13 protein-coding genes and 2 pseudogenes are annotated in these 18,670 nt (G+C 71.5%); 9 read left to right on the plus strand and 6 right to left on the minus strand.

Annotation, left to right across the window (positions count from 1 at the left end; genetic code table 11):
- Nucleotides 1-419: 419 nt before the first annotated feature.
- Together OO68_RS37840 and OO68_RS37845 are read left to right on the plus strand one after the other, a co-directional pair.
- A complete protein-coding gene (locus tag OO68_RS37840) occupies nt 420-2,606 on the plus strand; it encodes a bifunctional polysaccharide deacetylase/glycosyltransferase family 2 protein (RefSeq protein WP_033313946.1) in 2,187 nt (728 codons plus the stop codon).
- A 124-nt stretch (nt 2,607-2,730) separates the two neighbouring features.
- Entirely contained in the window at nt 2,731-3,048 is a 318-nt protein-coding gene (locus OO68_RS37845; RefSeq protein ID WP_245237373.1) for a hypothetical protein, read from the plus strand.
- A 165-nt stretch (nt 3,049-3,213) separates the two neighbouring features.
- Here OO68_RS37845 and OO68_RS37850 read toward each other — a convergent pair whose 3' ends face one another.
- A complete protein-coding gene (locus OO68_RS37850) occupies nt 3,214-3,726 on the minus strand; it encodes a GNAT family N-acetyltransferase (RefSeq protein WP_033313948.1) in 513 nt (170 codons plus the stop codon).
- Nucleotides 3,727-3,806: 80 nt separating this feature from the next.
- A complete protein-coding gene (locus OO68_RS46590; RefSeq protein ID WP_157851227.1) occupies nt 3,807-3,977 on the minus strand; it encodes a hypothetical protein in 171 nt (56 codons plus the stop codon).
- Nucleotides 3,978-4,517: 540 nt separating this feature from the next.
- On the opposite strand from OO68_RS46590, the gene recD2 reads away from it, so the two are divergent.
- A complete protein-coding gene (gene recD2 / locus OO68_RS37855) occupies nt 4,518-6,797 on the plus strand; it encodes an SF1B family DNA helicase RecD2 (protein WP_033313949.1) in 2,280 nt (759 codons plus the stop codon).
- Between the two features lie 179 nt (nt 6,798-6,976).
- Nucleotides 6,977-8,266 carry a citrate synthase gene (locus OO68_RS37860; protein WP_033313950.1) on the plus strand — a complete coding sequence of 430 codons (1,290 nt, stop codon included), beginning with the start codon at nt 6,977-6,979 and terminating at the stop codon, nt 8,264-8,266.
- 626 nt (nt 8,267-8,892) lie between these two features.
- On the opposite strand, the gene OO68_RS37865 is transcribed toward OO68_RS37860, so the two are convergent.
- The 3 genes from OO68_RS37865 to OO68_RS37875 all read right to left on the minus strand — a co-directional run bounded on the left by OO68_RS37865 (nt 8,893) and on the right by OO68_RS37875 (nt 12,345).
- Nucleotides 8,893-11,133 (minus strand): heavy metal translocating P-type ATPase, encoded by a 2,241-nt coding sequence (locus OO68_RS37865; RefSeq protein WP_033313951.1) that lies wholly within the window; start codon nt 11,131-11,133, stop codon nt 8,893-8,895.
- 185 nt (nt 11,134-11,318) lie between these two features.
- Nucleotides 11,319-11,558: a heavy-metal-associated domain-containing protein gene (locus OO68_RS37870; protein ID WP_033313953.1), complete on the minus strand. Its 240-nt coding sequence runs from the start codon at nt 11,556-11,558 to the stop codon at nt 11,319-11,321.
- 85 nt (nt 11,559-11,643) lie between these two features.
- Nucleotides 11,644-12,345, minus strand: a complete 702-nt coding sequence (locus OO68_RS37875; protein ID WP_033313954.1) for a TetR/AcrR family transcriptional regulator — start codon at nt 12,343-12,345, stop codon at nt 11,644-11,646.
- A 162-nt stretch (nt 12,346-12,507) separates the two neighbouring features.
- Between OO68_RS37875 and OO68_RS37880 the strand changes: the two genes are divergently transcribed.
- Together OO68_RS37880 and OO68_RS37885 are read left to right on the plus strand one after the other, a co-directional pair.
- The gene (locus tag OO68_RS37880; protein ID WP_033313955.1) at nt 12,508-14,721 is read left to right on the plus strand and encodes an MMPL family transporter; all 2,214 of its coding nucleotides are present in this window, start codon (nt 12,508-12,510) and stop codon (nt 14,719-14,721) included.
- Between the two features lie 161 nt (nt 14,722-14,882).
- Nucleotides 14,883-15,926: a zinc-dependent alcohol dehydrogenase family protein gene (locus OO68_RS37885; RefSeq protein ID WP_033313956.1), complete on the plus strand. Its 1,044-nt coding sequence runs from the start codon at nt 14,883-14,885 to the stop codon at nt 15,924-15,926.
- Between the two features lie 65 nt (nt 15,927-15,991).
- Here OO68_RS37885 and OO68_RS48050 read toward each other — a convergent pair.
- Nucleotides 15,992-16,193, minus strand: a pseudogene (locus tag OO68_RS48050) (helix-turn-helix transcriptional regulator).
- A 440-nt stretch (nt 16,194-16,633) separates the two neighbouring features.
- On the opposite strand from OO68_RS48050, the gene iolC reads away from it, so the two are divergent.
- The 3 genes and pseudogenes from iolC to OO68_RS48055 all read left to right on the plus strand — a co-directional run.
- The gene (gene iolC / locus OO68_RS37890; RefSeq protein WP_033313958.1) at nt 16,634-17,584 is read left to right on the plus strand and encodes a 5-dehydro-2-deoxygluconokinase; all 951 of its coding nucleotides are present in this window, start codon (nt 16,634-16,636) and stop codon (nt 17,582-17,584) included.
- A complete protein-coding gene (locus tag OO68_RS37895; RefSeq protein ID WP_033313960.1) occupies nt 17,581-18,462 on the plus strand; it encodes a Cgl0159 family (beta/alpha)8-fold protein in 882 nt (293 codons plus the stop codon). Before iolC ends, OO68_RS37895 begins: the two co-directional genes overlap by 4 nt.
- A 64-nt stretch (nt 18,463-18,526) precedes the next feature.
- Nucleotides 18,527-18,640 (plus strand): annotated as a pseudogene (locus OO68_RS48055) (5-deoxy-glucuronate isomerase); the annotation flags it as partial.
- Nucleotides 18,641-18,670: the final 30 nt, after the last annotated feature.

Raw genomic sequence — 18,670 nt, forward strand, 5'->3', positions numbered from 1 at the left:
TTGGAACCCGCCGGCCCGAGCAACCTGCTCATTCCGCAGTTCACCGCACCCGGCCCTCCCGTCGCTCCGCCCCTCGTACCGGGGGACCCACCCGTCGACCCCCCGGCACCTCCTGACACAGCAGAACCGCAGGCACCAACCACGCCACCGGAGCAGCCCGTTACCGGTGACCCTGCTGCTCCCGCGCCCGCCCCCACACCGGGTACGGGCACCGCGCCCGCCCCCACACCGGGCACGGGCACCGCGCCCGCCCCGCCTCCGCCCTCTCCCGCTCCGCCGACCACTGCCCCACCGGCACCCGAGCCCCCGGTGCAGACGCCGCCACCGGCCCCCGCGCCCACCGGGCCGGCGACCGGCCCCTCGGCGCCGTCCGGTGTCACACCCCCGCCCTCCGGCCCACCGGTGGCCGAGGCCCCCTGATGCGGCGGCGCCCGCACCGGTCACCCGGCCCCGCACCGAGGCCGCCCGGCCCGCGGCGGACGCGAGCACCCCTGTCGCCCCGGCATCGGTTCCGCATCGTCGTTCCCCTCGTCCTGCTGGCCTTCGTCGCCTCGGTCCTCCTGGTCGAGGGGTACACCACGCGCGGCTTCGCCGGTGACCAGGAAGGGCGCAGCGGCCGCTCCACCAGCGGCGTCCCCAGCAGGATCGGCGGCGGCGGCCCGGTAGTGGACACCACCGGCGATCACCTGCGGACCTATCGCACACCGGCCAGGACCATCGTCCTGACCTTCGACGACGGCCCCGACCCCACCTGGACACCCCGCATACGGGCCGTTCTCGACCACTACGGCACGCCCGGCACCTTCTTCGTCACCGGGCAACAGACCGTCAGGCACCCGGGAGTTCTGCGCAGCGTGATCCGTTCCGGCCACGAGGTCGGTGTGCACACCTTCTCCCACCGGGACCTGACCACCCAGTCGGCGAGCGCCGTCGACCGTGAGCTGGCGCTGACCCAACTCGCCCTCGCCGGGGCCGCAGGCATCAACACGTCGCTGATGCGGATGCCCTACTCCTCGACCACCTCCGCCCTCGACGCCCCGGCCTGGACCGTGACCCGGCGTCTGGGAGCGAAGGGCTACCTCCTGGCGTTCATCGATCAGGACACCAACGACTGGCGGCGTCCGGGCGCCCGGGCCATCGCCGACGCGGCCATGCCCGACGCGCCGGGCAGGGGCGCGGTCGTCCTCCTGCACGACGCGGGAGGGGACAGATCACAGACCGTCGAAGCTCTCAGGATCCTGATCCCCCGGCTGAAAGCCCAGGGCTACCGCTTCACCACCCTCGCCGATCTCGTCGGCGCCGACAGTCTCGCCAGCCCCGTCGGAACAGGGGAACTGTGGCAGGGCCGCATCTTCGTGGCCGCTGTCACCGTGTCGGGGGCAGCGGTTTCGGCCGTCAGCCTGCTGCTGCTGGTGGTCGGTTCGCTCGTCCTCGCACGGTGTGTGCTCCTGCTCGTCCTGGCCCGCGCCCACGCCGGTCGGCACCGGCGCCCGCAGACCGGCCCACACCGACCCGTCACCCGGCCCGTCAGCGTCGTCATACCCGCGTACGACGAGGAGCTGTGCATCCCCAAGACACTCCGTTCGCTCGCCGCGAGCGACCACCCCGTCGAGATCATCGTCGTGGACGACGGTTCCCACGACGGCACCGCGGACATCGCGCGGTCCCTCGCCCTCGAGAACGTCACCGTCATCCGGCAGCCCAACGGGGGCAAACCCGCCGCTCTCAACACCGGTGTCCTCCGGGCCTCGCACGACATCGTCGTCATGCTGGACGCCGACACCGTCTTCGCCCCCTCGACCGTCGGCCGCCTCGTCCAGCCGTTCGCCGACCCCCGCGTCGGCGCCGTCGCGGGCAACGCCAAGGTCGGCAACCGGCGGCGTCTGCTCGGCCGGTGGCAGCACATCGAGTACGTCATGGGCTTCAACCTCGACCGCCGTATGTACGACCTGCTGCGCTGCCTGCCCACCATTCCCGGTGCCGTGGGGGCGTTCCGCGTCGAGGCGCTGCGGGACGCCGGGATGATGAGTGCGGACACCCTCGCCGAGGACACCGACATCACCATGGCCCTGCACCGGGCCGGCTGGGAGGTCCGCTACGCGCCGGACGCACTCGCCTGGACCGAGGCACCGGCCACGCTGCGGCAACTGTGGCGCCAGCGCTACCGCTGGAGTTACGGCACGATGCAGGCGGCGTGGAAGCACCGGCACGCGCTGCTCGAACGTGGCCACGCGGGCCGCTTCGGCCGCCTCGGTCTGCCCTTGCTGGCCGTCTTCCAGATCCTCACCCCGCTGCTCTCCCCGCTGATCGACATACTGGCCCTGTACGGCCTGGTGTTCGGAGACGCGCTCACCACCGTCCTGGCCTGGAGCGGCATGCTGGCAGTGCAGGCCCTGTGCGCCGCGTACGCCTTCCACCTCGACGGCGAGCGGCTCCGGCCCCTGTGGGCGCTCCCCCTCCAGCAGGTCGTCTACCGCCAGGTGATGTATCTGGTCCTCGCCCAGGCCTGCCTGACCGCGATCAACGGCTACCGACTGCCCTGGCAGCGACTCAAACGCAGCGGAGACGTGACGCTGCCCCCTCAGCCCTCCACCCGCCGGGCGTGAACCGCCCTTGCGGGCGAGCGGCGCCACCCGCCCGAGCCCCGGCTCATCGCGCGATCGGGTTGAGTTGCCCGCCCCAGGGGCCGTCAGCCTTCCTCTTGCGTACTTTTGCGCTCAGGGTGTGATCATGAGAACTCCGCGACTGCACTCCGTGCACCGTTCCCTCGCGCACTCGGCCGGCGCGACCGTCATCGTCCTCGCAGCAGCCCTGACCTCCGCCGCCCCCGTCGCGGCCCATACCTCCGCGCCGCCCGACCGCCAAGAAGGCCAGACCTCCTCGTGCCAGTCGACGCGCGTGCAGAGGCAGGGCCTCGAAGACATCGTCTGGAGTGTCCTGTTCGGGCCCCAGCGCATGCAGGCACAGGAGACCCCGTGCGACGGCGGCACGGCGGCGGGGGAGGAGGGCGAGACCAGAGGCGTCCTGCGGCCCGTGCTGGCCCCGTGACCTGCTGACGTCGCGCCTCGGCCGCGCAGCCGAAGCGGTGCGGGCGGCCGGTGCCCTCGCCCGGCGGTCCGAGTACGGCGAGGGAGCCCGGGCTCCCTCCTGTACCGGCCCGCACCGCCCTCCTCGGCGCGGAGAGCCGCCGGGCGGCGCCGTGGCCGTACGTCTCTACGAGCGCCCCGGGAGACGGCGGGTCAGCACACGCGTGACAGCGCCGTCGTCCTCGACGATGTCCCGAGCGTGTTCGAACCCGATCTTGTCCAGCAGGCGCAGCGAGGCCTTGTTCTGCGCGGCGACGGTGGCGTGCACTTCGCTCAGTCCGAGCGACTCGAAGCCATGACGCACGAGCGCCTCCACCAGCTCCGTTCCGAGCCCGCTGCCCCAGACCTCGGGCGCCAGGGCATAGACGATCTCGTGACCATCGACCTCTTCGGTCCGCTTGATCTCCGCGTGCCCGACCAGGAGCCTTCCACGCCGGACCGCCCACACGTCGAACAGATCCCCCGCGTACACCTTGCTGAAGATCCGCCCGAACAGCGCCCGGTCCTCCGCCTCGGCGGCAGGCCCGTCACCCATCCACCGGGACACCCGCGTGTCCTGGAACAACGCGACGAAGCTCTCTTCGTCGCCCGGCCCGTAGGCGTCGAGAAGCAGGCGCGGGGTGCGCAGCGTCGGGGGCATGCCGGGGGACGCTACCCAAGGAGATCGCGGGGCGGCAATCGACTTGGCCCGGCGGATCGACGAGGCGGCTGCCCGCGCCCTCACCGCCGCAGGCTGTAGCTCACCATCGACGCCCCCACCACCGACCCGAACGCCGGCAGCAGGAACTGGGCGAACGCCTCCCAGCCCCAGACGATCCCCGCGCACGCCGCCGTGATGTTGATGGCCAGGGACATGATCCACAGGGCGACGCTCTGGGCCTGGGGTGACATCGTTCCTCGTCGTCGTATCGGGATATCGGGGCGGGGAGAAGGAAAGGGCCCGGGTCGGAATCAGCCCGGCCCCGGACTGGGGAGCGGGCGGTATTCCGGCGCGGGTTCCCGGTGCGGCGGGGGAGAGCCGGGGGTGTTCCCGTTCGGAGCGGAAGCCCCCGGAGCCACGACCGTGTGATCGCCGGAGATCGCGGGGGCCATCGCGAGCAGCGTCAATGTGCCGACCGCGCACAGGGCTACGAGGAGGGTGCCCGCGGTGTACGCGCGCAGAGGGCCGCTCGGGCCAGGGGAACGCATCGGCATCACGGTCGCTCCGGAATCGAATCCGCCCCCCCTTTCGACGAACCCCTGAATTCTTCCACGGGAAAGGATCACAAAAGGGGCGGTCCGGATGCTTGAACTGTAAAGCTTCGCGCTCTTGTGTGAATTGGCCGTGAAAGGTGAAGCCTCGGCGCATACTGACCGGTCGCTTTATGCGAGGACCGCCGCCCGCCTGTTCCGCCCCGCCGCACTGTCGTACCCGGGCGGTACCGTCGGATCATGACCGATCAGGCGGGGGCCGCCCAGGCGGGCGAGCGGCGTATGGCCATGCTGGAAGGCGTACTCGAACGCATCACGTACGCCAACGAGGAGAACGGCTACACGGTCGCCCGGGTCGACACCGGCAGAGGCGCCGGCGACCTGCTCACGGTCGTCGGCGCGCTGCTCGGCGCGCAGGTGGGCGAATCCCTGCGCATGGAGGGCCGCTGGGGTTCCCACCCGCAGTACGGAAAGCAGTTCCACGTCGAGAACTACACGACGGTCCTGCCGGCCACCGTCCAGGGCATCCGCCGCTACCTCGGCTCCGGCCTGGTCAAGGGCATCGGCCCGGTCTTCGCCGACCGGATCACGCAGCACTTCGGCATGGACACCCTCCGGATCATCGAGGAGGAGCCCAAGCGCCTCATCGAGGTCCCCGGCCTCGGCCCCAAGCGCACGAAGAAGATCGCCGACGCCTGGGAGGAGCAGAAGGCCATCAAGGAGGTCATGCTCTTCCTCCAGACGGTCGAGGTCTCCACCTCCATCGCCGTGCGCATCTACAAGAAGTACGGCGACGCCTCCATCTCGGTCGTGAAGAACCAGCCGTACCGGCTCGCGTCCGACGTCTGGGGCATCGGCTTCCTCACCGCCGACAAGATCGCCCAGTCCGTCGGCATCCCGCACGACAGCCCGGAGCGCGTCAAGGCCGGCCTGCAGTACGCGCTGTCCCAGTCCACCGACCAGGGCCACTGCTTCCTCCCCGAGGAGCAGCTGATCAAGGACGCGGTGAAGCTGCTCCAGGTCGACACGGGCCTGGTCATCGAGTGCCTGACGGAGCTGGCCGAGCCCCCGGAGGACGGCGAGGACCCCGGCGTCGTACGGGAGAAGGTCCCCGGCCCCGACGGCGGGGAGCCGGTCACCGCGATCTACCTCGTCCCCTTCCACCGCGCCGAACTCTCCCTCTCCGCCCAGCTGCTGCGCCTCCTGCGCACCGGCGAGGACCGCATGCCGGGCTTCCGGACCGTTGCCTGGGACAAGGCGCTGAGCTGGCTTAAGGGGCGCACGGGCACCGATCTCGCGCCCGAGCAGGAGGCCGCCGTCAAGCTGGCACTGACCGAGAAGGTCGCCGTCCTCACCGGCGGCCCCGGCTGCGGCAAGTCCTTCACGGTCCGCTCCATCGTGGAGCTGGCCCGTGCCAGGAAGGCGAAGGTCGTGCTCGCCGCCCCCACCGGCCGGGCCGCCAAGCGCCTGTCCGAGCTGACCGGCGCCGAGGCCTCTACCGTCCACCGCCTGCTGGAGCTCAAGCCCGGCGGCGACGCCGCCTACGACCGGGACCGCCCGCTGGACGCCGACCTGGTGGTGGTCGACGAGGCGTCCATGCTGGACCTGCTGCTCGCCAACAAGCTGGTGAAGGCCGTCCCGCCGGGGGCACACCTGCTCTTCGTGGGGGACGTGGACCAGCTGCCCAGCGTCGGTGCGGGGGAAGTGCTCCGCGACCTCCTGGCCGACGGCGGCCCGATCCCCGCGGTCCGCCTCACCCGGGTCTTCCGGCAGGCCCAGCAGTCCGGCGTGGTGACGAACGCGCACCGGATCAACGCCGGTCAACACCCGGTCACGGACGGCATGAAGGACTTCTTCCTCTTCGTCGAGGACGACACCGAGGCCGCCGGCCGGCTCACCGTCGACGTGGCCGCCCGCCGCATTCCGGCCAAGTTCGGGCTGGACCCCCGCCGTGACGTCCAGGTCCTCGCCCCCATGCACCGCGGCCCGGCCGGCGCGGGCACCCTCAACGGCCTGCTGCAACAGGCCGTCACCCCGGGCCGCCCCGACCTGCCCGAGAAGAGATTCGGCGGACGGGTGTTCCGCGTCGGCGACAAGGTCACCCAGATTCGCAACAATTACGAGAAGGGCAAGAACGGTGTCTTCAACGGCACCGTCGGCGTGGTCACCTCGCTCGACCCGGTCGACCAGCGCCTGACGGTGCTCACGGACGAGGACGAGGAGGTGCCGTACGAGTTCGACGAGCTCGACGAGTTGGCCCACGCGTACGCCGTGACGATCCACCGCTCCCAGGGCAGCGAGTACCCGGCGGTCGTCATCCCGGTCACCACGGGCGCCTGGATGATGCTCCAGCGGAACCTGCTCTACACGGCGGTCACCCGGGCGAAGCAGCTGGTCGTCCTCGTCGGTTCGCGCAAGGCGATCGGCCAGGCGGTGCGCACGATTTCGGCGGGCCGGCGGTGCACGGCCCTCGACTTCCGGCTCGGTTCCGCAAAAAATGATCGATCAAATGAGTCGTGAAGGTCACAAGACACTTCCGGAAGGGGGACCCAGGGGGCAGGATGAGCAAGTTGGCGGCACTCAGTGCCGTCAATAGGCCCGATGGTCGACCCCGAGTGCACTCTCCTGAGCCAAGTGGGGGATGGTAGAGACAGTCAGGGCAACCTCGAAGATGAGGCACAACGTCGGTGAGGGAAGACGTGAGCGACAACTCTGTAGTACTGCGGTACGGCGACGGCGAGTACACCTACCCGGTGATCGACAGCACCGTCGGTGACAAGGGCTTCGACATCGGAAAGCTCCGCGCCCAGACCGGTCTGGTGACGCTGGACAGCGGTTACGGCAACACGGCCGCCTATAAATCCGCCATCACGTACCTGGACGGCGAAGCGGGCATCCTGCGGTACCGCGGTTACCCGATCGAGCAGCTGGCCGAGCGCTCCACCTTCCTGGAGGTCGCCTACCTGCTGATCAACGGCGAGCTGCCGACCGTCGACGAGCTCTCGGTGTTCAAGAACGACATCACGCAGCACACCCTGCTGCACGAGGACGTCAAGAACTTCTACAAGGGCTTCCCGCGCGACGCCCACCCGATGGCCATGCTGTCCTCGGTCGTCTCGGCCCTGTCCACGTTCTACCAGGACAGCCACAACCCGTTCGACGAGCGCCAGCGCAACCTCTCCACGATCCGGCTGCTCGCCAAGCTCCCGACGATCGCCGCGTACGCGTACAAGAAGTCGATCGGCCACCCGTTCGTCTACCCGCGCAACGACCTCGGCTACGTCGAGAACTTCCTCCGCATGACCTTCTCGGTCCCCGCGCAGGAGTACGAGCTGGACCCGACCGTGGTGTCCGCGCTCGACAAGCTGCTGATCCTGCACGCGGACCACGAGCAGAACTGCTCGACCTCCACGGTCCGCCTGGTGGGCTCCTCGCAGGCGAACATGTTCGCCTCGATCTCCGCCGGCATCAACGCCCTGTGGGGCCCGCTGCACGGCGGCGCCAACCAGTCGGTGCTGGAGATGCTGGAGGGCATCCGCGACTCCGGCGGCGACGTCGACTCCTTCATCCGCAAGGTGAAGAACAAGGAGGACGGCGTCCGCCTGATGGGCTTCGGCCACCGGGTCTACAAGAACTTCGACCCGCGCGCCAAGATCATCAAGGCCGCCGCGCACGACGTGCTGTCCGCGCTCGGCAAGTCCGACGAGCTGCTGGACATCGCGCTGAAGCTGGAGGAGCACGCGCTCTCCGACGACTACTTCGTCCAGCGCAGCCTCTACCCGAACGTCGACTTCTACACCGGCCTGATCTACCGGGCCATGGGCTTCCCGACCGAGATGTTCACGGTCCTGTTCGCCCTCGGCCGGCTGCCGGGCTGGATCGCCCAGTGGCACGAGATGATCAAGGAGCCCGGCTCCCGCATCGGCCGCCCGCGCCAGATCTACACGGGCGTGGTCGAGCGCGACTTCGTTCCCGTCGAGGAGCGCTGAGCCGCACAGCCGCGACACCGCTTCGGCCCTCGTATACCGCTTGCCGGGTGCGGGGGCCTTCGCGTGATCTCTCACGGGATTTCTTACGCAATGAAGAAGGCGCCCCGGCGTCGGTCCCCCCACGGGCCGACGTCCAGGGCGCCTTCCCAGTCCCGGTACGGATTCCCCCCACGGGATCCGGCCGGGCGTCTGTGAGGACAGCGCCTGAATCGCTGTTGAGCAGAACGAGCAGAACTCGTCGTACTGCGGTACTGCGGTGGTGTGCGATCTGCCGGGACAGCGCACGCCCGGGAGGGCCGCTCAAAGCTTCCCGGTGTACGTGCCCCGGCAACGCATCTCCGGAAATGTCCCCCAAGACATCTCCAGATGTCAGACGGCGCCCCCCAAGACGCTCCCTGACATCGTCAACTTAGACCTTCGAACCCCTTCGATGGTTACGTTCACATCACTGTGATCTGCGTCTCTTGCGTATGTCCGTTAGATGCGCAAGAGCCCGGGTATGCCGTTCGAGGCCCAAGCGTAAGGATGATGCGCGAGCCTTGTGAAGAGCTTATGTGAGCCGGGCCCGGGACTCCAGAGGGGGTCAAATCGCGTTCGCCGTGAACTTAGGCTGAATTCGGGCGCCTTCACCGAAATGTCCGCAGTCGCAGACTGTTCGTGACGACGAAGACCGACGAGAAGGCCATCGCGGCCCCCGCGATCATCGGGTTCAGCAGTCCCGCGGCGGCCAGCGGCAGCGCGGCCACGTTGTAGCCGAAGGCCCACACGAGATTGCCCTTGATCGTGGCCAGGGTCCGGCGCGACAGCCGGATCGCGTCCGCGGCCACCCGCAGATCGCCGCGGACCAGCGTCAGATCGCCCGCCTCGATCGCCGCGTCCGTGCCGGTTCCCAGGGACAGGCCCAGATCGGCGGTGGCGAGCGCGGCCGCGTCGTTGACGCCGTCGCCCACCATGGCGACGACCCGCCCCTCGGCCTGCAGCCGCCGTACCGCGGCGACCTTGTCCTCGGGCAGCACCTCGGCCACGACCTGCTCGATGCCGACGGCCGCGGCCACCGTCTCGGCCACCACGCGGTTGTCCCCGGTCAGCAGCACCGGCGTCAGTCCCAGGGCGCGCAGCTCGCGCACCGCCTCGGCGCTCGTCTCCTTGACCGCGTCCGCGACGGCCAGCACGGCCCGCGCCGTCCCGTCCCAGCCGGCCACGACCGCCGTACGCCCGGCCCGCTCGGCCTCGTCCCGCGCGCGGGCCAGCTCCGGCGGCAGTTCGTCGAAGAGCCGTCCCACGGCGACGTCACGGCCTTCCACGCGCCCGCGTACGCCCCGCCCGGGCACGTTCTCGAACGCTTCGGCCTCCGGGAGCCGCCCGGCGCTCTCCGCGGCGCCCAGCGCGATCGCACGGCCGACGGGGTGCTCGGAGGCGTGCTCGACGGCGCCCGCGAGCCGCAGCACCTCCTTCTCGTCGGCTCCCTCGGCCAGGTGGACCTCCTGGAGGGTCATCCGGCCCGTGGTGACGGTGCCGGTCTTGTCCATGACGACCGTGTCGACCCGGCGCGTGGACTCCAGGACCTCCGGGCCCTTGATGAGGATGCCGAGCTGGGCGCCGCGCCCCGTGCCGACCATCAGCGCGGTCGGCGTGGCCAGGCCCAGCGCGCACGGGCAGGCGATGATCAGGACGGCGACGGCGGCGGTGAACGCGGCGACGCCGTCGCCCGTCAGCCCGAGCCACGTCCCGGCCGTGGCGACGGCGATCAGCAGCACCACCGGCACGAAGATCCCGGAGATCCGGTCGGCGAGCCGCTGCACCTCGGCCTTGCCGTTCTGCGCGTCCTCCACCAGCTTCGCCATACGCGCGAGCCGGGTGTCGGCGCCGACCCGCGTGGCCTCGACGACCAGCCGTCCGCCCGCGTTGACCGTCGCGCCCGTGACCGCGTCCCCGGCCGTCACGTCCACCGGCACCGACTCTCCGGTCAGCATCGAGGCGTCCACGGCGGAGGCGCCCTCGACGACCGTGCCGTCGGTGGCGATCTTCTCGCCGGGCCGTACGACGAACCGGTCGCCGACGGCGAGCCGTTGCGCCGGGATCCGCACCTCGCGCCCGTCCCGCAGGACGGCCACGTCCTTGGCGCCCAGGTCCATCAGCGCCCTGAGCGCGGCTCCCGCGCGGCGCTTGGAGCGGGCCTCCAGGTAGCGGCCGAGCAGGATGAACACGGTGACGCCGGAAGCGACCTCCAGGTAGATCGAAGGGGCGCCGTCCCCGCGCGTGACCGTGAGTTCGAAGGGGTGCCGCATGCCCGGCATGCCCGCGTCGCCGAGGAACAGTGCCCACAGGGACCAGCCGAACGCGGCCAGGGTGCCGAGGGAGACCAGCGTGTCCATGGTGGCGGCGCCGTGCCGGGCGTTCGTCCAGGCCGCCCGGTGGAAGGACAGCCCGCCCCAGACGACGACCGGTGCGGCGAGGGTGAGCGAGAGCCACTGCCAGTTGTCGAACTGGAGCGCCGGGACCATGGCCAGGAGGATCACGGGCAGGGCGAGGACGGCGGAGACGGTGAGGCGCCGGCGGAGCGCCGACAGCTCGGGGTCTTCCGTCTCGGCGTCGGGAGCCTCCTCCCGCGGGGGCGCGGGCTCCTCGGCGGTGTACCCGGTCTTCACCACGGTGGCGATCAGATCGGCGACCTCGATGCCCGCGGGATAGGCGACCCGGGCCTTCTCCGTCGCGTAGTTCACCGTGGCGGAGACGCCCTCCATGCGGTTGAGCTTCTTCTCGACGCGGGCCGCGCAGGAGGCGCAGGTCATCCCGCCGATGAGCAGCTCGACCTCGGCGAGGGCCGGCTCGCGGTCGGCCGGTGCCTGGGCGGTGGTGCTGGTCATGTCCTCTGACTCCAGGAGATGCGGGCGCCCGGGAAGCGGAACGGGCCGTACGGCCCGTACACGGGTACGAGTGCCAGGGCCGGCGCGTCTCAGACCTGCCGGCTGCCGCACCCGGGTGGGGTCGGGCCCGGCTGCGGGCCGGACCCGGGTGGCTCAGGCTCCGTCGCCTGCCGGACCCGGGTGGTTCAGGCCCGGCCGGCCAGTTCGAAGCCGGCCTCGTCGACGGCGGTGCGTACGGCCTCTTCGTCGAGCGGGGTCGCGGAGACGACGGTGACCTCGCCGGTCTTGGCGACGGCCGTCACCGAGCTCACGCCGGAGATCTGGGAGATCTCGCCGGAGACCGCGCCCTCGCAGTGTCCGCAGCTCATGCCGCTCACCTTGAAGACGGTGGTGACGGGGCCCGTGGTGTCGGTCTGGGCGGTCATGTCGTTACTCCTCGTCGAGGCATGTGGGGCTGTGGGGTCCGCTGAGGGACCCGCACATCCCACTGTACCCCTAGGGGGTATCAGTTCACGACGTCCCCATGAGCGGCTCCAGGTAGCGCACGAGGGCACCCTTCAGCTCTTGCACGTACGCCTCCCGCTCGTCGCCCTCGTGGGCCAGGATCAGCTCCAGGCCGGCCTTGTAGATGCCGACGCACATCTGGGCGGTGCGGGTGACGGCCGCCTGGGGCGCGTCGGGTGCGAACGGGGCCAGGATCGTCTCGACGCGGGCCACCAGCGTCGCGTGCAGGGCGTCGTGCTCCTCGGCGATGCGGCCCGGGATGTCGGGGCCGTGCATCAGCACGAAGAAGGCAGGGTGGCGGCAGTTGAACTCGATGAAGCGGTCGACGGTCCCGGCGATCACCTCCTCCAGCGGGGTCGTGTCGGAGGTGATCGGGGTGAGGACCTCGTCGTACGACTGCCGCATCTCGTGCATGAGCCGGCTGCCCAGCTCGATCGCGATCGCTTCCTTGTTCGGGAAGAACTGGTACAGCGTCCCGGGGGAGACGCCGGCCTCGCGGGCGATCGCGTTGGTGCTGGCGGCCGTGTAGCCGGTCGTGGCGAAGACCCGGGCGGCGGCTTCGAGCAGCTGGGCGATTCGCCGCTCACCGCGGGCCTGCCGCCGCCGCGGCCGATCTTCGCCGGTGGTCGCCGCTTCGCCGGTCGTCGCCGCTTCGGCGGCCGTCGCCTCTCCGGTCTCCGGTGCGGGCTTCTCGGTCTTCTCGGGCACGCGTATCCCCAGGTCTCAGAACGCGATTGACAAACGCGAGTGGTCGCTCGCATTCTGGAGTCGGCAGAAATGCGAGCGATCTCTCGTGTTTGTCAGTCTATGGCAGCCCCGTGCTGTCAGGCTGCGCCTGGACACGGGTCACGGTGAAGGGGACACCGCACGATGACCGAAGTCAACACACCACCGCGCGTCGGCGGCTGGACCCGTTTCGTCACCGCCCGGCCCAGGCTGTCGCTGCTGGTGGCGCTGGTGATCACCGCGCTCGCGGTGCTGGCCGGCAGCGGCGTCGCCGACCGGTTGGGTGCCGGCGGCTGGGAGGATCCGGCCGCCGAGTCCACCTACGCGACCAAGGCCCTGGAGCGCGAGTTCCCGGGCTCCCAGCCCAACCTTCTGCTCCTGATCGACGCGGGCGAGGCCTCCGTCGACGACCCGGCCGTCGCCGCCGAGGCCAAACGGCTCGCCGAGCGCCTCGCGGGCGAGCGGGGCGTCACCGGAGTCGGCTCCTACTGGCAGTCCCGCACCCCGGCCCTGCGCGCGGAGGACGGGCACGAGGCGCTGATAGCCGCCCGCATCACAGGTGACGAGAAGACCGCCGGCGAGACGCTGGAGCGCATCGCACCCCACTATCGCGGCACGCACGGGCCGGTGGAGGCCGGCATCGGCGGCCCGGTCGCCGTGCGGCACGAGATGCAGGCGATCATCCAGGAGGACCTCACCCGGGCCGAGCTCATCGCCCTGCCCGTGACGCTGGTGCTGCTCGTGATGGTCTTCGGCAGCGCCGTCGCGGCCCTGCTGCCCCTCGGCATCGGCATCGTCGCCATCCTCGGGACGAACGCCGTCCTGCGCGGCCTCACCGAGCTCACGGACGTCTCCGTGTTCGCGATCAACCTCACCACGGCCCTCGGTCTGGGCCTCGCCATCGACTACGCGCTCTTCATCGTCCGCCGGTATCGCGAGGAACTGTCCACGGGCGCCGACCCCCTGACCTCGATCGGCACGACCCTGCGCACAGCCGGCCGCACCGTCCTCTTCTCCGCCCTCACGGTCGCGGTGTCCCTGGCCGCGATGCTGGTCTTCCCGCAGTACTTCCTGCGCTCCTTCGCCTACGCCGGGATTGCCGTGGTGCTGCTGGCCGCCGCGGCCGCGCTGATCCTGCTCCCGGCGGCGCTGATCCTGCTGGGCCACCGGGTCAACGCGCTGGACCTGCGCCGCCTGTTCCGGCGCGGGCACCGGCCGGACCCCACCCGGCAGGAAGGGAGGGCCTGGGCCCGCACCGCGGCGTTCGTCATGCGCCGCGCCCCCTTCTTCGCCCTCGGCACCACAGCCGTCCTCGTCCTGCTCGGCCTGCCCTTCCTGGGCGTGAAGTTCGGCACCGCCGACGACCGCCAGCTGCCCTCGACGTCCGAGTCCCATGTGGTGCAGCAGCACATCCGGGAGGGCTTCCCGGGCAGCCCCGGCGGCGGCCTCGAAGTGCTCGCCGAGGGCCGTGCGACCGAGGCGCAGTACGGCGCCTACAAGGAGCGCGTCGCCGCACTGCCCGACGTGGCCCGGGTCGACGGACCCCTGGTGAAGGGCGACTTCGCATACTTCACGGTGCTGCCGAAGGGCGAGGCGGTCGACGACCCGGCCCAGCGTCTCGTCGGCGACCTGCGTGAGACGCGAGCCCCCTTCGACACCAAGGTGACCGGCACGGCGGCCGTCCTGGTCGACTCCAAGCACGCCATAGGGGAGCGCCTGCCGCTGGCGGCGGTCTTCATCACGATCGTCACCCTGCTCCTGGTCTTCCTCCTCACCGGCAGCGTGCTCATACCGATCCAGGCGGTCGTCCTCAACGCGCTCAGCCTGACGGCCATGTTCGGCGCGGTCGTCTGGGTCTTCCAGGACGGCCACCTGTCCGGCCTGCTGGCCTTCACCAGTCCCGGCTCCATCGAGACGACCCTCCCGGTCCTGATGTTCTGCGTGGCCTTCGGCCTCTCCATGGACTACGGCGTGTTCCTGCTCTCCCGCATCAAGGAGGAGTACGACCGCACCGGCGACCACGACCAGGCCGTCCGGCACGGCCTGGCACGCACCGGCGGGCTGATCACGGCGGCGGCGGTCATCCTGGCCGTGGTCATGGTCGCGATCGGCACCTCCCGGGTGACCAACACCAAGATGCTCGGCCTGGGCATCGCCCTGGCTGTCCTGATGGACGCGATGATCGTCCGCAGCCTCCTGGTCCCGGCGGTCATGCGCCTCACCGGCCGCGCCACCTGGTGGGCCCCGCGCCCCCTGCGCCGTTTCCACGAACGCTTCGGCCTGAGCGAGGCCGAACCGGAGCGGCCGGTGGCCGAGACGGAACCCGCCAGGGACAAGGCCGGGGCCTCGGCGGGCTGACCGGGCCGCCGGAGGGGGCTGACCGGGCCGCCCGAGGGGGCTCGGGTCGGCGGTGTCCCGCACCGCGGCGCTAGCGTTCCCCGAGGGGCCGGACACCGGGAGGCGCGCGGTCACCCGCCCCCGGGCGCCCGGGGTACGACAGACGAAAGGCGGGTGGGTCCATGCGGGCCGTGGTGTTCGAGCGGTACGGGGAAGCGGCCGAGGTGCGGGAGGTCGCGGATCCGCAGCCCGCGGAGCACGGAGTCGTCGTGCGGGTCGAGGCCACCGGGCTGTGCCGCAGCGACTGGCACGGCTGGCAGGGCCACGACCCGGACATCGCCCTGCCGCACGTGCCCGGGCACGAACTCGCCGGGGTCGTCGAGGCGGTAGGCGCCCGGGTGACCGGATGGCGGCCCGGCGACCGGGTCACCGTGCCGTTCATCTGCGCCTGCGGCACCTGCCCGTCCTGCGCGGCGGGCGACCATCAGGTGTGCGAGCGCCAGACCCAGCCCGGCTTCACCCACTGGGGCTCCTTCGCCCAGTACGTGGCGCTGGACCACGCCGACGTGAACCTCGTGGCGCTGCCCGGGGAGCTGTCCTTCGCGACGGCGGCCTCGCTCGGCTGCCGCTTCGCCACGGCGTACCGGGCGGTGGTGCAGCAGGGCCGGGTGGCGGCGGGGGAGTCGGTCGCCGTGCACGGCTGCGGCGGGGTCGGGCTCTCGGCCGTGATGATCGCGGCCGCGTCGGGAGCCCGCGTCGTGGCGGTCGACGTGTCGGCCCGGGCCCTGGAGCTGGCGCGGCGGTTCGGCGCGGCACAGTGCCTGGACGCGACGGCCGTGCCGGACACCGCGGCCACGGTCCGTGAACTGACCGGCGGCGGTGCCCACCTCTCCCTCGACGCCCTGGGCTCACCCGGCACGTGCGCCGCCTCCGTGAACGGCCTGCGCCGCCGCGGCCGGCACGTCCAGGTGGGCCTGCTGCCCTCACCGGCCGGCACGACCCCCGTGCCGATGGCCCGCGCGATCGCCCTGGAGCTGGAACTGCTCGGCAGCCACGGCATGGCCGCGCACAGCTACCCGCCGATGCTGGAGCTGGTCCGCAGCGGCGTCCTGCGCCCCGACCTGCTGGTGACGTCGACGATCACGCTGGCCGGTGTCCCGGCCGCGCTGGCGGCGATGGGGACGGCGCCGGGGGCAGGAGCGACGGTCATCGAGCCCTGGAGCTGACACCCCGGGCGACGACCGTGCCCCCACGCGAGCGTGGGGGCACGAGGTGGAGAAGGGGGGCGGGCTCACTCGGCTCTTCGGCCGCGGTTGCCGGGCCTGGAGGCGACCCACGCGCGGACGGTGTCGGCGTACCAGTAGGGCTTGCCGCCCTCGACATGGTCGGGCGGGGGGCAGCAGCCCGTGTTTGCGGTAGGACCGCACGGTGTCGGGCTGCACCCGGATGTGCGCCGCGATCTCCTTGTAGGACCAGAGCCTTCGGTCGGTCATGACGTGCACCTCCCCGCGCGCACCACGGCGGCGGCCGTGGACGGCCGTCCGGGGGAGCCGGGCGCTGCGCTGGCGATCAACAAGCCTGTGTCCGGTCAACGACGCCCGGTGGTACGGGGCAGGGCCTGTGGGCCGGGCGTGACGGAAGACCCGCGTACACGGCACGCACGTGACAGGACGGCGGCGCTTGTGACACAGCCGGGGCAAAGGCGCGCTCCGGGAGCTCGGCGGGGCGCCTTGACGCGCGGTTCGACGCGCGGGCTCCGGGACCGACGCCGGGGCCTGAACTCCACGGAACCGTGAAACCCGGATCGGGACATCCGGACCAGGGGATACGGAAAGCGCTGTCATGATCTGGTCCGAATGTCTGGACAAAACATTGACAGGGCGTCGTGAGGGGGCTACAACACCGGGGAGAGCCGAGCACCGAGGGGACACCGATGGCGTACGACCTGATCACCATGGGGCGGATCGGAGTGGACCTGTATCCGCTCCAGACCGGCGTCCCGCTGCCGCAGGTCACGTCCTTCGGCAAGTTCCTCGGCGGCTCCGCGAGCAACGTCGCGGTCGCCGCGGCCCGCCTGGGGCGCCGGACGGCGGTGATCACCCGTACCGGCGACGACCCTTTCGGCACCTACCTCCACGAGGCCCTGAAGGGCTTCGGCGTGGACGACCGCTGGGTCACCCCGGTCCCCGGCCTGCCCACGCCGGTCACCTTCTGCGAGGTCTTCCCGCCGGACGACTTCCCGCTGTACTTCTACCGGGAGCCCAAGGCCCCCGACCTGGAGATCGACGCCCACGAGCTCGACCTCGACGCCGTCCGCGACGCCCGGGTCTTCTGGGTCACGGGCACGGGCCTGAGCGAGGAACCGAGCCGTACGGCGACCCTCGCGGCCCTCGCCCACCGCGCCAAGTCCGGCACCACGGTCTTCGACCTCGACTGGCGCCCCATGTTCTGGACCGACCCCGACGCGGCCCGCCCCTTCTACACCGAGGCCCTGCGCCACGCCACCGTGGCCGTCGGCAACCTCGACGAGGTGGAGGTCGCCACCGGCGTGCGCGAACCCCACGCCGCCGCCCGCGCCCTCCTGGACGCCGGTGTCGAGCTGGCCGTCGTCAAGCAGGGCCCCGAGGGCGTCCTCGCGGTGAACAGCGCCGGGGAGAGCGCCGAGGTCCCGCCGCTGCCCGTGAACGTCCTCAACGGCCTCGGCGCCGGCGACGCCTTCGGCGGCTCACTCGTGCACGGGCTGCTGGAAGGCTGGGACCTGGAGAAGACCATGCGGTACGCCAACGCCGCCGGTGCCATCGTCGCCTCCCGCCTGGAGTGCTCCTCCGCGATGCCCACCCCGGCCGAGATCGAGGCGGCCGTCACCGCGGGAGCGGTCCAGTGACCGTCGACGTCGCCGAACTCGTCCGCCTGCGCAGCCACCGCCCGGAGGCGATCGCCGAAGCCGCGGCCCGCCGCCCCCGGAGGCCGTTGCTGAACACGAGCGGCCGTCTGATGATCGTCGCCGCCGACCACCCGGCCCGCGGCGCCCTCGGCGTCGGCGGTCGCAGCCTGGCCATGGCCAACCGCGCCGACCTCCTCGAACGCCTCTGTCTGGCCCTGTCCCGCCCGGGCGTGGACGGCGTCCTCGCCACCGCCGACATCCTCGACGACCTGCTCCTGCTCGGCGCCCTCGACGGCAAGGTCGTCCTGGGCTCGATGAACCGCGGCGGCCTCCAGGGCGCCCGCTTCGAGCTCGACGACCGCTTCACCGGCCACCGCCCCGAGGACATCGAGCGCCTCGGCTTCGACGCGGGCAAGCTGCTCCTGCGCATCGACTACGACGACCCGGGCTCGCTCACCACCCTGGAGTCCACCGCCCGGGCCGTCGACGCCATGGCCGCCCGGAAACTCCCGCTCTTCGTCGAGCCGTTCATCAGTTACCGCGACGAGCGGGGCCGGCTGCGCAACGACCTCTCCGCCGAGGCCGTCACCAAGTCGATCGCCATCGCCTCGGGCCTCGGCGGCAGCTCCGCCTACACCTGGCTGAAGGTCCCGGTCACCGACAACCCCGACGACATGGCCGAGGTCATGGCCACCTCGACGCTGCCCGCCGTGCTGCTCGGCGGCGAGGTGGGCGACGATCAGGACGGGGCGTACGAGAAGTGGCGCGGCGCCCTGCAACTGCCCACCGTCCGCGGGCTGGTGGTGGGCCGTTCGCTGCTGTACCCGGCGGACGGCGACGTGGCCGCCGCCGTGGACACCGCCGTCGGACTGCTGTGAGGGCCGCCTCATGACCACCCGCACCTTCACCACGGGCGACAGCGCCGAAGACCACGAGTTCCCTCTCCCGGGCGCGTCCCGGGCCCAGATCGCCTCCGGCGCGGGAGGCCGCTTTGCTTTGGCAGGAGCGAAGTGCGAGCGACAACTCCCCGCCCGCTACGGCCCCGCGCCGGAGGTCTCCCCGACGAGGCGTACGCGGCCTCCCCGG

Source organism: Streptomyces iakyrus, from assembly GCF_000717055.1.
Taxonomy (GTDB): domain Bacteria; phylum Actinomycetota; class Actinomycetes; order Streptomycetales; family Streptomycetaceae; genus Streptomyces; species Streptomyces iakyrus.

What these genes read in the sequence shown, in the direction of transcription:
- recD2 (WP_033313949.1), top strand. Translation starts at nt 4,518, where the DNA reads ATGACCGATCAGGCGGGGGCCGCCCAGGCGGGCGAGCGGCGTATGGCC.
- OO68_RS37870 (WP_033313953.1), bottom strand. Translation starts at nt 11,558, where the DNA reads ATGACCGCCCAGACCGACACCACGGGCCCCGTCACCACCGTCTTCAAG.
- OO68_RS37885 (WP_033313956.1), top strand. Translation starts at nt 14,883, where the DNA reads ATGCGGGCCGTGGTGTTCGAGCGGTACGGGGAAGCGGCCGAGGTGCGG.
- OO68_RS37845 (WP_245237373.1), top strand. Translation starts at nt 2,731, where the DNA reads ATGAGAACTCCGCGACTGCACTCCGTGCACCGTTCCCTCGCGCACTCG.
- OO68_RS37880 (WP_033313955.1), top strand. Translation starts at nt 12,508, where the DNA reads ATGACCGAAGTCAACACACCACCGCGCGTCGGCGGCTGGACCCGTTTC.
- iolC (WP_033313958.1), top strand. Translation starts at nt 16,634, where the DNA reads ATGGCGTACGACCTGATCACCATGGGGCGGATCGGAGTGGACCTGTAT.
- OO68_RS37840 (WP_033313946.1), top strand. Translation starts at nt 420, where the DNA reads ATGCGGCGGCGCCCGCACCGGTCACCCGGCCCCGCACCGAGGCCGCCC.
- OO68_RS37850 (WP_033313948.1), bottom strand. Translation starts at nt 3,726, where the DNA reads ATGCCCCCGACGCTGCGCACCCCGCGCCTGCTTCTCGACGCCTACGGG.
- OO68_RS37865 (WP_033313951.1), bottom strand. Translation starts at nt 11,133, where the DNA reads ATGACCAGCACCACCGCCCAGGCACCGGCCGACCGCGAGCCGGCCCTC.
- OO68_RS46590 (WP_157851227.1), bottom strand. Translation starts at nt 3,977, where the DNA reads ATGTCACCCCAGGCCCAGAGCGTCGCCCTGTGGATCATGTCCCTGGCC.